General features: G+C 72.4%; 12 protein-coding genes. 7 read left to right on the plus strand and 5 right to left on the minus strand.

All coding sequences use genetic code 11. The features are described from left to right. Positions 1 to 78: 78 nt before the first annotated feature. Positions 79 to 1,536: a trehalose-6-phosphate synthase gene (locus ACFYW7_RS18600; RefSeq protein WP_389503441.1), complete on the plus strand. Its 1,458-nt coding sequence runs from the start codon at positions 79 to 81 to the stop codon at positions 1,534 to 1,536. Positions 1,537 to 1,691: 155 nt separating this feature from the next. Here ACFYW7_RS18600 and otsB read toward each other — a convergent pair whose 3' ends face one another. Next, entirely contained in the window at positions 1,692 to 2,546 is an 855-nt protein-coding gene (gene otsB / locus ACFYW7_RS18605; RefSeq protein ID WP_389503443.1) for a trehalose-phosphatase, read from the minus strand. Between the two features lie 209 nt (positions 2,547 to 2,755). Then, positions 2,756 to 2,983 (minus strand): DUF3263 domain-containing protein, encoded by a 228-nt coding sequence (locus ACFYW7_RS18610; RefSeq protein ID WP_389503445.1) that lies wholly within the window; start codon positions 2,981 to 2,983, stop codon positions 2,756 to 2,758. A 201-nt stretch (positions 2,984 to 3,184) separates the two neighbouring features. Here ACFYW7_RS18610 and ACFYW7_RS18615 point away from each other — a divergent pair, with 201 nt between their 5' ends. The 4 genes from ACFYW7_RS18615 (at position 3,185) to ACFYW7_RS18630 (ending at position 6,924) form a co-directional block, all read left to right on the plus strand. After that, positions 3,185 to 4,177, plus strand: coding sequence for an ROK family protein (locus ACFYW7_RS18615; protein WP_389503447.1), 993 nt, complete (start codon positions 3,185 to 3,187; stop codon positions 4,175 to 4,177). Positions 4,178 to 4,184: 7 nt separating this feature from the next. Beyond that, positions 4,185 to 5,369: an N-acetylglucosamine-6-phosphate deacetylase gene (nagA, locus tag ACFYW7_RS18620; protein WP_389503449.1), complete on the plus strand. Its 1,185-nt coding sequence runs from the start codon at positions 4,185 to 4,187 to the stop codon at positions 5,367 to 5,369. 138 nt (positions 5,370 to 5,507) lie between these two features. Beyond that, positions 5,508 to 6,425: a 1-phosphofructokinase family hexose kinase gene (locus tag ACFYW7_RS18625; protein WP_389503451.1), complete on the plus strand. Its 918-nt coding sequence runs from the start codon at positions 5,508 to 5,510 to the stop codon at positions 6,423 to 6,425. A gap of 142 nt (positions 6,426 to 6,567) precedes the next feature. Further along, complete coding sequence (locus ACFYW7_RS18630) at positions 6,568 to 6,924, plus strand: peptidase inhibitor family I36 protein (RefSeq protein ID WP_389503453.1); 357 nt, start codon at positions 6,568 to 6,570, stop codon at positions 6,922 to 6,924. 61 nt (positions 6,925 to 6,985) lie between these two features. Here the strand turns inward: ACFYW7_RS18630 and ACFYW7_RS18635 are convergent, their stop codons facing one another. Together ACFYW7_RS18635 and cdgB are read right to left on the minus strand one after the other, a co-directional pair. Beyond that, entirely contained in the window at positions 6,986 to 7,918 is a 933-nt protein-coding gene (locus ACFYW7_RS18635) for a carbohydrate-binding protein (RefSeq protein ID WP_389503457.1), read from the minus strand. 117 nt (positions 7,919 to 8,035) lie between these two features. Then, positions 8,036 to 9,745 (minus strand): diguanylate cyclase CdgB, encoded by a 1,710-nt coding sequence (gene cdgB / locus ACFYW7_RS18640; RefSeq protein WP_389503459.1) that lies wholly within the window; start codon positions 9,743 to 9,745, stop codon positions 8,036 to 8,038. Between the two features lie 571 nt (positions 9,746 to 10,316). On the opposite strand from cdgB, the gene ACFYW7_RS18645 reads away from it, so the two are divergent. After that, entirely contained in the window at positions 10,317 to 10,826 is a 510-nt protein-coding gene (locus ACFYW7_RS18645; RefSeq protein ID WP_389503461.1) for a flavin reductase family protein, read from the plus strand. A 91-nt stretch (positions 10,827 to 10,917) separates the two neighbouring features. Here ACFYW7_RS18645 and arfB read toward each other — a convergent pair whose 3' ends face one another. Further along, positions 10,918 to 11,343, minus strand: a complete 426-nt coding sequence (arfB, locus tag ACFYW7_RS18650; protein ID WP_389503463.1) for an alternative ribosome rescue aminoacyl-tRNA hydrolase ArfB — start codon at positions 11,341 to 11,343, stop codon at positions 10,918 to 10,920. 193 nt (positions 11,344 to 11,536) lie between these two features. Here arfB and ACFYW7_RS18655 point away from each other — a divergent pair, with 193 nt between their 5' ends. Continuing rightward, the gene (locus tag ACFYW7_RS18655; protein WP_389503466.1) at positions 11,537 to 12,112 is read left to right on the plus strand and encodes a TerD family protein; all 576 of its coding nucleotides are present in this window, start codon (positions 11,537 to 11,539) and stop codon (positions 12,110 to 12,112) included. The last annotated feature ends 126 nt before the right edge of the window (positions 12,113 to 12,238 follow it).

Below are 12,238 nucleotides of genomic sequence, written 5' to 3' on the forward strand. Positions count from 1 at the left end.
TCGGCCCGCGACCACCTCCGATCGCATACGGCCGACGGGAACGTTTGAGCGTTTCGACACGGGGCTAGGTTTCGAGGCATGGCTTCAACGCACGGTGCCCACCGGATTCTGGTCGCCTCCAACCGCGGCCCGGTCACCTACGAGGAACGGGAGGACGGCTCGCTGCACGCCCGGCGCGGCGGCGGCGGCCTCGTCTCGGGCCTCTCGGCGATCGGGCCGGACGCGGGCGCCCTATGGGTGTGCTCGGCCCTCGGCGAGGGCGACAGGGAGGCCGTGCGCCGCGGAGTCGGTGAGGACGGCGTACGCATGCTGGCCATCGACCCCGAGGTGCACGCCGACGCCTACAACGGCATCGCCAACTCCGTCCTGTGGTTCGTCCACCACCTGCTGTACCAGACCCCGCTGGAGCCGGTCTTCGACGCGGAGTTCCGGCGCAAGTGGGACGCGTACCGCGCCTACAACCGCGCCTTCGCCGAGGCACTGGCCGAGGAGGCCGCCGAGGGCGCCTCCGTGCTGGTCCAGGACTACCACCTGTGCCTGGTGCCGGGGATGCTCCGCGAACTGCGCCCCGACCTGCGCATCGGTCACTTCTCCCACACCCCGTGGGCGCCCGAGGACTACTTCCGGATGCTCCCCGACGACATCCGCGCGGAGCTGATCGGGGGCATGCTCGGCGCGGACCGGGTGGCGTTCCTGACCTGGCGGTGGGCGACCGCGTTCATGCGCTGCGCCGAAGGGACCGACCCCGAGCGCTACCGCGCGAACGGGCCCGCGGACACTCCCCGGACGATCGAGCACCTGGACGGCACCCTGCCGCCCGTGCGCGAGACCCGCGTCGGGGTGCACGGCCTCGGCGCGGACGCCGAGTTCCTGCGCGAGCGCTCCCACCGGGCGGACGTCGGAGAACGGATGGCCGCGCTGCGCGAGGAGATCGGCGAGGGCCGCCGGACGATCGTGCGCGTCGACCGGACCGAGCTGTCCAAGAACATCGTGCGCGGACTGCTCGCGTACCGGCAGCTGCTCGACGAGCGTCCCGAGTGGCGCGAGCGGGTGGTCCACGTGGCCTTCGCCTACCCCTCGCGGCAGGACCTCGCGGTGTACCGGGACTACACGGCCGAGGTGCAGCGCGTGGCCGACGAGATCAACTCCGCCTACGGGACACCGGGTTGGACCCCGGTGGTGCTGCACGTCAAGGACGACTTCGCGCGCTCGCTGGCCGCGTACCGACTGGCCGACGTCGCCCTCGTCAACCCCATCAGGGACGGCATGAACCTGGTCGCCAAGGAGGTCCCGGTCGTCTCCGACGAGGGCTGTGCGCTGGTGCTCTCCAAAGAGGCGGGCGCGTACGAGGAGTTGGGCGAGGACGCGATCTCCGTGAACCCGTACGACGTGATCGGTACGGCCCGCGCGCTGCACGAGGCGCTGACCATGCAGCCCGGCGAACGGGCCGAACGAACCAAGCGGTTGACCGCCGCGGCCACCGCCCTGCCCCCGACCCAGTGGTTCCTCGACCAACTACGCGAACTGGAGCGCTGAACGACGGTCGCAGCCCCTCCGGGCGGGGAGGCTCCAGCCCCTCCGGCGTTCGAGGAGCGGGGTCCGGGGCGGAGTCCGGGGGACGGGAAGGGCAGGGGCGGCGGGGGCGGAAGAAGGCCGTGGCCGCCCCCGGCGTACGGCGGCGAACGACCAGGTCAGGCGAGTGCGGCCGCGAGCCCGGCGAGCAACCGCACGACACCGGCCGGCCCGTCGACCACCAGATCGGCCCGCTCGGCGAGTTCACCGACCTCCGAGCTGCCACTGCACACGAGCAGCCCGGGTACACCGTCGGAGCGCAGCTTGTCGACGGCGGCGAACGCGGGCAGGTCACCCAGATCGTCACCCGCGTAGAGCACGGCTTCGGCGCCGGTCTCCCGGACGTACTCCAGGAGGGCGACGCCCTTGTCCATGCCCGGCGGGCGCAGCTCCAGGACCATGCGGCCCGGTTCGACGATCAGGCCGTGCCGGCCGGCCAGTCCGGCCAGCGGCTCGCGCAGTGCCTCGAAGGCGGCCTGCGGATCGGCGGCCCGGCGCGTGTGGACGGCGACCGCGCGGCCCTTCTCCTCGATCCAGGTTCCCCGCCAGGCGCCCATCCGGTCGAGGAACCCCGGCAGCTCGGCCCGGACGGCGGCCACACCGGGGTGCGGGGCAGGTGCGGTGACCGTGCCGCTCGGCGCGTCCCAGCGCTCGGCTCCGTAGTGGCCGAGGACGACGAGGTGCTCCAGTCCGGGAACGCCCGCGAAGCCGCCGTGGCGTACGGCCACACCGGCCGGGCGGCCGGTGATCACGGCGATCGAGGCGACCCGGGGGGCGAGCGCCGCGAGGGCGGGGACCGCGTCGGGGTGCGCGCGGGCCCGGTCGGGGTCGGGGACGATGGGGGCGAGGGTGCCGTCGAAGTCGAGCGCGACGACGGTCCGGGTGGGGTGGGTGAGGATCGCTTCCAGAGCGTCGCGCCCGGCGGGGGTCACCGGGGCCGGCAAGGGGTCCTTGGAATCGAGGTGGCTGCCCATGGGGCGACCCTATCGGGGCGCGGGCCGGCGCACCCCTGGCCCATGACCGAGCGGGGGACGCACCCGGCCGGAACACCCCGCTCCCACGGTCGGGTACGGCCGGATACCGCGCTCTCCCGAAGAGGTGCGGCACGTCCCCGCCCCACCGCCGGGCCCGGCCGGAGCCGGCCCGGGCCGACCGGACGGCCCCCGGTCTCGCGCTCGGGTCCTCACCGCTCCGCGCGACGGGCCTCCCGGACCCGGCGCAGCCTGTTCACCGTCACCGGGTCGTGCGCCAGGGCCCTCGGGTCGTCCAGCAGGGCGTTGAGCAACTGGTAGTAGCGGACCGGCGCCAGGCCCAGCTGCTCGCGGACGGCACGCTCCTTGGCACCGGGGCCGGGGAAACCGCGGCGCTCCAGGGCGAGGATGCTCCGTTCGCGCGCGGGCAGCTCTTCCATGGACAGCACGGTAGTACCCGGCACCGACAGGGGCGATGCCGGAGCGCTCGCGCGCCCACGGGTGCGGTCCCTCGCGGAACGGTCGGCCGACAGGCCGCCCCCACGCCCCGCGCCCGGCACGCGTCTCGGCATGCGGATTCCGGGGCCGCACCGTGCGAGTGGACTAGACCTTTCCGGGGGTGAGGGGCGACACTGTCCCCCGTGAGACATGTCATCGCCCTCGATGTGGGCGGCACCGGGATGAAGGCCGCCCTCGTCGGGGTGGACGACGAGGGCTCCGCGGACCGCCCCGGCGAGCCGCCCCCGCTCCCCGGAACCCCCGCACTGCTGCACCAGGCACGCCGGGCGACCGGCCGTGAGCGTGGGCCCGACGCGGTCGTCGAGGAGATCCTCGACTTCGCCGCCGAGCTGCGCGCCCACGGCGAGGAGCGCTTCGGCGAGAGCGCGCTGGCCGCGGGGGTGGCCGTCCCCGGCATCGTCGACGCCCGCAACGGCATCGCGGTCTACGCCGCCAACCTCGGCTGGCACGACGTCCCGCTGCGCCGGCTGCTCGGCGAGCGGCTCGGCGGGGTACCTGTCGCGCTCGGGCACGACGTGCGCACCGGCGGGCTCGCCGAGGGCCGCATCGGGGCCGGCCGGGGCGCGGACCGCTTCCTCTTCGTCCCGCTGGGCACCGGAATAGCGGGCGCCATCGGCATCGACGGCGTCGTGGAGGAGGGCGCGCACGGCTTCGCGGGCGAGATCGGCCACATCGTCGTACGGCCCGGCGGGTCCCCGTGCCCGTGCGGGCAGCGCGGCTGTCTGGAACGGTTCGCCTCCGCGGCGGCCGTCAGCCAGGCCTGGGCCGAGGCCTCCGGCGACCCCGGGGCGGACGCGGCGGACTGCGCCGAGGCCGTCGAGTCGGGCGATCCGAAGGCGCGTGCCGTCTGGCAGGAGGCGGTCGACGCGCTCGCCGACGGCCTGGTCACCGCGCTCACCCTCCTGGACCCGCGCACCCTGATCATCGGTGGCGGGCTCGCCGAGGCGGGGGAAACCTTGTTCACACCGCTGCGGGCCGCGGTCGAGCGCCGCGTCACCTTCCAGAAACTGCCGTCCATCGTCCCCGCGGCTCTCGGGGACACCGCCGGATGCCTCGGTGCCGGGCTCCTCGCCCGGGACCTCCTGAACACCACACCCACGACTCCCCGGAGGTAACCACCCGATGGCCCCTAGCAAGGTTCTCGCCGGCGCCCGGGTGGTCCTGCCCACCGGGATCGTGCACGACGGCCGCGTGATCGTCGACGGTGCGCGGATCGCCGACGCGGGCGCCCCCGCGACGCGACCCGCCGGAGCCCCGGAGGCGGTTCCCACGGGCGCGTCCGTGACCGACCTGTCCGGTCACTGGATCGTCCCCGGCTTCGTCGACCTCCACAACCACGGCGGTGGCGGCGCCTCCTTCACCTCGGGGACGACCGAGGACGTCCTGAGGGGCATCCACACCCACCGGCTGCACGGCACGACGACCGTGGTCGCCTCGACCGTCACCGGCGACATGCACGGCCTCGCCGAGCGTGCCGGGATGCTCTCCGAGCTGGCCGAGCAGGGCGACCTCGCGGGCATCCACTTCGAGGGGCCCTTCATCTCGCCGTGCCGCAAGGGCGCGCACTCCGAGGAACTCCTGCGCGACCCGGACCCGGCGGAGGTCCGCAAGCTGATCGACGCGGCGCGCGGCCGGGCCAGCATGGTCACGCTCGCCCCCGAACTGCCGGGCGGCCTCGACTCGGTGAGGCTCCTCGCGGAACACGGGGTGCTCGCCGCGATCGGGCACACCGACGCGACGTACGAGCAGACACGGGAGGCCATCGACGCGGGCGCGACGGTGGCGACGCACCTGTTCAACGCGATGCCCGCGCTCGGCCACCGCGCACCGGGTCCCATCGCCGCCCTCCTGGAGGACGAGCGGATCACCGTCGAGCTGATCAACGACGGTACGCATCTGCACCCCGCCTCCCTGGAGCTGGCGTTCCGTCACGCGGGTCCGCAGCGGGTCGCCTTCATCACCGACGCGATGGACGCCGCGGGCTTCGGCGACGGCCGCTACATGCTCGGCCCGCTGGAGGTCGAGGTCGCGGAGGGTGTCGCCCGCCTGGTGGAGGGCGGTTCGATCGCCGGCTCCACGCTCACCCTCGACCGTGCCTTCCAGCGCGCGGTCAAGGTCGACGGGCTGCCGGTCGAGGACGTCGTCGCGGCCATCTCCGCCAACCCCGCCCGCCTGCTGGGCAGGTACGACCGGGTGGGCTCCCTGGAGCCGGGCAAGGACGCGGACCTCGTGGTTCTCGACGCCGACTTCGCGCTCAAGGGCGTCATGCGCGGGGGAGAATGGGTGGTCGATCCCCGACTGGGATGATTCACCCCCTTGTTCAGTACGGCGGTCGGCCCGGGGGACTGGGCCGACCGCCGTTGCGTTTGGCATGATCGAGCCTCCGGTACCGCCGGGCGCCCGACCGGCGCCCACATCACACGACTTCGGGGGAGGTGGGCCCAGGTGATCCTCACGGTCACACTGAACACCGCTCTCGACATCACCTATCGCGTCCGGGCGCTGCGCCCGCACAACTCGCACCGGGTGACCGACGTCGTCGAACGTCCGGGCGGCAAGGGCCTGAACGTGGGACGCGTGCTCGCCGCGCTCGGCCACGAGGTGACGGTCACCGGGTTCTCGGGCGGCGATACGGGCCGCGCGGTGCGGGACCGGCTGACGGGGACGGCCGGGCTGGTGGACGCCCTCGTCCCGGTGACGGGATCGACGCGCCGCACGATAGCCGTCGTCGACACGACGACCGGTGACACGACTCAGCTCAACGAACCCGGCCCGGCGATAACCGCCGCCGAGTGGTCGGCCTTCCAGGAGCGGTACGGGGACCTGCTGCGCTCCGCCTCCGCGGTGGCCCTGTGCGGCAGCCTGCCCCCGGGGGTTCCGGTGGGCGCGTACGCGGGGCTGGTGCGCACGGCACGGACCGCCGGCGTCCCCGTCCTGCTGGACACCGGCGGGGAGCCGCTGCGGCGCGGGGTCGCCGCGCGCCCGGACCTCGTCAAACCGAACGCCGAGGAACTGGCCGAGCTCACCGGCTCCCACGAGCCGTCGCGCGCCACCCAGGACGCCCGGCGGCGTGGGGCGCGGGCGGTCGTCGCCTCGCTGGGCCCGCACGGCCTGCTGGCGGTCGCCCCGGAGGGCCGCTGGCACGCCGTCCCGCCCGCCCGGGAGCACGGCAACCCGGCCGGCGCGGGCGACTCGGTGGTGGCCGGTCTGCTCTCCGGCCTGGTGGAACAGCTCTCCTGGCCGGACCGCCTCACCCGCGCGGTCGCCCTGTCCGCGGCCACCGTACGGTCCCCGGCGGCGGGCGACTTCGACCGCGCGGCCTACGAGAGACTCCTGAAGAGCGTGTCGGTGACGGCGGCCTGAGACCTTCTCGCCCCGGCCGGACGGCCCCGGCCGGCGGTTTGGCCGAGAACCCGCTTCCCGTCGTATCGCCCCGGATGATCAAATGATCATGAAATCGCCACACTGACCAGTGGCTGAGGAAACAGGGGAACGGGAACCGGATATGACCATGCTCAAGAAAAGCCTGACGATGATGGCTCTCACCGGCGCTCTGCTGGGCGGCGCCCTCGCCACGCCGGCCGCCGCCGTCGATCCCAACACCTGCCCGTCGGGGAAGGTGTGCGGATGGTCGGGGAAGAACAGGACCGGGACCAGGACCGTCATGTCGGTGACGCCCGGCTGCTACCCCTTCACCACCGCGCGGTCCGTCTCGAACCAGACGTCCTACCGCATCGAGTTCTGGCACATCACGCCCGGGACGGGCTGCGGCACCGGCAGCCGGCTGGTCACTCTGGGCCCGCACACCTACTCGGACAACCCCGGTTCCACCGTCACGGGGATCGAGGTCTACGGGCGCTAGTGCCCCGCCGGTCTCGTCACGGTCCGCCGGTGCGCCGGCGGACCGTTCGGCTGTCGGACCCTTACTTCAGGTACAGCTGGTCGAAGAGCGCGTCGCACTGGTTGCCCTCGTTGCAGGCGATCTCTATGACGTTGGTCCCCTTGCTGAGGGTGACCGGGGCCCACGTGCTCTGCCAGCCCTTCTCGTAGTCCCCCTTCGGGGAAACGATGAACTGCTTCAGACCGAGCGGCTGGCTGTTCGCCTTGCCCGTCACCGACAGCGTCGCGTCGGCGGGGACACCGGGAATGCTGTACCGCACGTACAGCCGGTAGGCGCCCGCCTTCTTGATTCCGTCGACCGTCCACGTCAGCTTGGCACCGACGTGGTTGAAGCCCGTCACGTAGACCCCGCCGGCGGCGTTCGCGCCCTTCACGTCCGAGGCCAGCGAGGTGCCGCCGTCCAGCTTCAGCGCCTTCGCGTCGACCTTGGGGAGCTCAGCGGGCTCGTCGGCCCCCTTCGTCTCCTTCGCGGTCGGGGAGGCGCTCTGCGCGGTCGTCGGGGTCGAGTCCGCCTGGTCGTCGGGCTTGTCGTCGTCCCCGCCGCCCGTCATGGCGATGCTGATGCCGATCACGACGGCGGCGACCACGGCGATCGCGCCGATGAGGAGACCTTTGGTGTTGGGGCCGCGGCCGCGCCCGCCGCCGTCACCGTGACCGGGCATCGGCGTGCGCGTCGTCTGCGCGCCGCCGGGAGCGGTCTCGGGGTTCCCGTAGCCGCCCTGCTGCGGCACCTGGCCGTACGGGGCGGTCGGAGCCTGCTGGCCGTAGCCGCCCTGGGCGGGCTGCTGACCGTACTTGCGCTCACCGACGGCCCGCACCCGGTTGACGGAGCCCGGGTAGCCGTATCCGCCGCCCCCAGAGGGCGGCGTGGCTCCGTTGGCCTGACCATCGGCGTAGAGATAGCCGAACGGGTCCTCGTCCTCGGGCGTGCTCGCGCCGTTGTTGCCGGGCGTCATCCCTTGGTCTCCTCAGCGGGTGCGGTACAGATGCGGTACGTGAATGGAAGGCGAGCCTACCCGGTCCCACTGGGCCGAACGGGGGGCCTTCACCGCATCAACCTCGTGACCTGCGCCTTATCCCGCACGTCTGTGCTGTTTGGGACGAGACCGTTTCTCGACGTACATCCTTTCGTCGGCGGATTTCAACACCTCGTCCGCCGTCATGCCGCAATGTGCCCATCCGATGCCGAAACTCGCCCCCACGCGGACGGCCCGTCCGTCGACCCTGATGGGCGGAATGATCGCGTTCCGCAGACGTACGGCCAGGTCCTGGGCGTCCGCCCGGCCCAGGCCGTCGGCGAGCACGACGAACTCGTCCCCGCCGAGCCGGGCCACCGTGTCCCCGTCCCGGACTCCCTGGGTCAGCCGCCGGGCGACCTCGATGAGAACCTCGTCACCCGCGTTGTGCCCGAACCGGTCGTTGATCGACTTGAAGCCGTCGAGGTCGCAGAAGAGCACCGCGAGCCCCTTCGTGCCGTCGTCCGTCTCGCCCTCGGGCGCGACCGTGTGCACGTGGTGGTCGAAGGCCTCGAAGGCCTCCGAGCCCGGGCGGAAGTCGAAGCCGTGTCCGTTCCCGTCGTAGGAGGGGTGGCCGTTGCCGTCGAACTCGGCCCCCGGCTCCGTGAAGTCGCCGTGCCCGTAGGCCGCGTCCAGCGAGGCGACCGCGCCGGGCGGCAGCGACTGCGGACGCCGGCAGAGGCGGGCGCCGAGCCGGGAGCGCAGCTCGGCGGAGTTGGGCAGGCCGGTCAGGGCGTCGTGCGAGGCCCGGTGCGCGAGCTGGAGCTCACGGCGCTTGCGGTCCTCGATGTCCTCGACGTGGGTGAGCAGGAAGCGGGGGCCGTCGGCGGCGTCCGCGACGACGGAGTTGCGCAGGTGGACCCAGACGTAGGTGCCGTCGCGGCGCCCGAGCCTGAGCTCGGCCCTGCCGCCCTCGGCGGAGGTCCGCAACAGGGTGCCGATGTCCTCGGGGTGCACGAGGTCGGAGAAGGAGTAGCGGCGCATCGCCGAGGCGGGCCGGCCCAGCAGCCGGCACAGGGCGTCGTTGGTGCGCAGGATGCGTCCGTGCTGGTCGCCGCCCATCTCGGCTATCGCCATGCCGGAGGGGGCGTACTCGAAGGCCTGCCGGAAGGATTCCTCGCTGGCGCGCAGCGCCTGCTGCTCGCGCTCCAGGCGGACCAGGGCGCGCTGCATATTCGCGCGTAGACGTGCGTTGCTGATGGCGATGGCGCCCTGGAAGGCGTACATCTGGAGCGCCTCGCGGCCCCAGGCGCCCGGCTTGCGGCCGTTGCGCGGCCGGTCCACGGACAGCACGCCGATCAGCTCGCCGTGGCCGCTGCCGCCGCCGGAGACGCTCGGGGTGTACATCGGCGCGAAGAGCCGGTCGGCGGGGTGCCACTCGTCCTCGAAGCGGGGCGCGGGACCGTCGGTGTACCACTGCGGTACGTCGTCCTCGTCGAGGACCCAGCCCTCGGTGTGCGGTATGAACCGCAGGTCGCCCCAGGCCTCGCCCATGGTCAGCCTGCGGTCCCAGGAGGCGCGGGAGCCGACGCGGCCGGTGATCAGCGCCTCGGCGGCGGGGTTGCCGGCGAAGGCCGCGACCACGAGGTCGCCGTCGGGCCGGACGAGGTTCACGCACGCCAGCTCGTAACCGAGGCCGGTGACGACGCCGTCGGCGACGGTCTGCAGCGTGTCGGCCAGACTGCGGGCCGTGTTCATGTCCGCCATCACCTGGTGCAGCTGCCTCAGGGTCGCAAGACGGACGTAGGGCTCCGACTCGGTCTCCATTCGCCCTCCCCTCGAGACCTCGCAGCAACTCCAGGGTTCTCTCGGCGTACTAGGTGCTTTTCGGTTCCGTGCTGACCTCTCGGCGTTCTCCGAAAGGACCGGTTCATGCCGTACTGCTTGGTAGCTTCCTGTGCAACGCCCCCGCCACTGAATCACAGCGCGCTGCCCACTCGGTACACAGGGTCAACAAAATATGGCCCCTGTGACTCAAGTCACAGCAGAAGATGAACAATTGAGTGGCGATTCTGTATTTCACCGTGCGTTTACCGGACGTATTACCGCCCGGCCATGCAGAACCTGTGCGTACTTGTGCCCGCCGGATGAGTACGGATGAGAGTACGGCCGCCCCCGCGTGCGCTTTCGACCGCCCCGCCGCCACCGCGCCCCACCGCCGTCCCCGGCCCTGCGCCGTCCCCGTCGCCGCCCCGCCCCGGGCTCCCCTCCGCCCCCGGACCTAGGTCCCGGTCAGGACCGAGGTCCGATGCGTCGCCCCGGGAGCGGAGACTAGCGTTCGAGCGTGCTCACGACCTCCCCTGCCGTTCCGCTCATCCCCTCCGTGCATGCTGAGGGGGTGAGCAACGACGAGTTTCGCGCCGCCATGACCCGGCTGGCGGCGGGTGTGGTCCTGGTGACCGCGCACGAGCCCGCGCTGGCCCCGGACGGACCGGTGGGCGAGGACGTCGGGATGACCGCGACGGCCTTCATGTCCGTCTCCCTGGACCCGCCGCTCGTCCTGGTCAGCCTCCGCGAGGGCTCCCGCATGGACGACCTGCTCGACGAACAGCCCCTGTGGGGCGTCTCGGTGCTCTCGGAGAGCCAGCGTCACATCGCGGGCCGTTTCTCCATGAAGGGCCGCATCAGCGACCGGCTCCTGTTCGAGGACCTCCCGTACGTCCGCGGCGAGGCGACCGGATCGCTCCTGATGGGCGGCGCCCTGGCGACCCTGGAGTGCCGCACCGAGCAGCGGATCCCCGCGGGCGACCACACCCTCGTCATCGGCCGCGTCCTGACGGCGCACGTGCCGAGCGCGGACGGCGGCCCCCTGGCGTACTTCAAGGGCCGCTACCGGCAACTGGGCTGACACCCCCTCGCCCGGCCGGAGAGCCGGTCCGGAGAGCCGGTCCGGAGAGCCGGGCGGGACAACCGGACCGGAGAGCCCGGCCGGGCGCCGTCTACCAGTCGCGTCCCGTGCGGCCGCGCTTGGTGTCGGAGCGCTGCTTCTTCTCGCGCAGGCGACGTTCGTTGATGCCGCGGGGGATGCGGGTGGCGCGGCGCGGCTTGGGCGGCGGCGCGGTGGCCTCGGCGAGCAGGGCGGCCAGGCGTACGGCCGCCGTCTCGCGGTTGCGCCACTGGGAGCGGTGCTCCGAGGAACGGACGCTGACGACCCCGTCGACGAGCCGGGCCGCCAGCCTCTCCAGGGCGCGGTCCTTCCACACGGTCGGCAGGGCCTCGGTGTTCGCGAGGTCGAACCGGAGCTCGACCTGCGAGTCGCTGGTGTTGACGTGCTGCCCGCCCGGCCCGCCGGAACGCGAGAAACGCCACATGAGCTCGGCCTCGGGCAGGGAGACGGAGCCACGGATGACATAAGGACCGGACATGTGTTCATGGTCCCGTGCCGAACGGGTCCGCGTCACCCTCTTTTCGCGTCCCTCCGGGTGACAGCGGCTCCCCCTAGGTAAAGAAAGTAAAGACAGGCGGAACCTGAGAGACCCCCCTTGGCGTTCATAGGGGTGACGGTAGCTTCGTCCCCAGTACGAAGCCCGTATGTCACGAGGGAAGGGACTCCCAACAATGGCTGTAAGCCTGTCCAAGGGTGGCAACGTCTCGCTCACCAAGGAGGCTCCGGGCCTGACGGCCGTCACCGTGGGCCTCGGCTGGGACGTCCGCACCACCACGGGCACCGAGTTCGACCTCGACGCCTCGGCCATCGCGGTCAACCCCCAGGGGAAGGTCTACTCGGACGCCCACTTCGTCTTCTTCAACAACAAGCAGACCCCGGACCAGAGCATCGTCCACACCGGTGACAACCGGACGGGCGAGGGCGCCGGCGACGACGAGGCGATCAACGTCAACCTCGCGGCCCTCCCCGCCGACGTGGAGAAGATCGTCTTCCCGGTCTCCATCTACGACGCCGAGACCCGCACGCAGAACTTCGGCCAGGTCCGCAACGCCTACATCCGCATCGTGAACCAGGCCGGCGGCGCCGAGATCGCCCGCTACGACCTCTCCGAGGACGCGGCCACCGAGACCGCGATGGTCTTCGGCGAGCTGTACCGCAACGGCGCGGAGTGGAAGTTCCGCGCCGTCGGCCAGGGCTACGCCTCGGGCCTGGCGGGTATCGCGCAGGACTTCGGCGTCAGCATCTGAGTCGGAGCACGCCACGACGAGAGCGGCCCCCGGAGTTCGGCGAATCCGGGGGCTCCCCTCGTTCGGCGCCGAGGCGCCGAGAACGTGGCGGGAAGGCCTGTGCCCGACAGGAAGGCCTGTGCCTGA

The organism is Streptomyces sp. NPDC002580 (genome assembly GCF_042889485.1).
Classification (GTDB): domain Bacteria; phylum Actinomycetota; class Actinomycetes; order Streptomycetales; family Streptomycetaceae; genus Streptomyces.

Coding starts and splice junctions, on each gene's coding strand:
- arfB (WP_389503463.1), bottom strand. CDS start 11,343: ATGTCCGGTCCTTATGTCATCCGTGGCTCCGTCTCCCTGCCCGAGGCC.
- ACFYW7_RS18630 (WP_389503453.1), top strand. CDS start 6,568: ATGACCATGCTCAAGAAAAGCCTGACGATGATGGCTCTCACCGGCGCT.
- ACFYW7_RS18610 (WP_389503445.1), bottom strand. CDS start 2,983: ATGGAAGAGCTGCCCGCGCGCGAACGGAGCATCCTCGCCCTGGAGCGC.
- nagA (WP_389503449.1), top strand. CDS start 4,185: ATGGCCCCTAGCAAGGTTCTCGCCGGCGCCCGGGTGGTCCTGCCCACC.
- otsB (WP_389503443.1), bottom strand. CDS start 2,546: ATGGGCAGCCACCTCGATTCCAAGGACCCCTTGCCGGCCCCGGTGACC.
- ACFYW7_RS18635 (WP_389503457.1), bottom strand. CDS start 7,918: ATGACGCCCGGCAACAACGGCGCGAGCACGCCCGAGGACGAGGACCCG.
- ACFYW7_RS18600 (WP_389503441.1), top strand. CDS start 79: ATGGCTTCAACGCACGGTGCCCACCGGATTCTGGTCGCCTCCAACCGC.
- ACFYW7_RS18655 (WP_389503466.1), top strand. CDS start 11,537: ATGGCTGTAAGCCTGTCCAAGGGTGGCAACGTCTCGCTCACCAAGGAG.
- cdgB (WP_389503459.1), bottom strand. CDS start 9,745: ATGGAGACCGAGTCGGAGCCCTACGTCCGTCTTGCGACCCTGAGGCAG.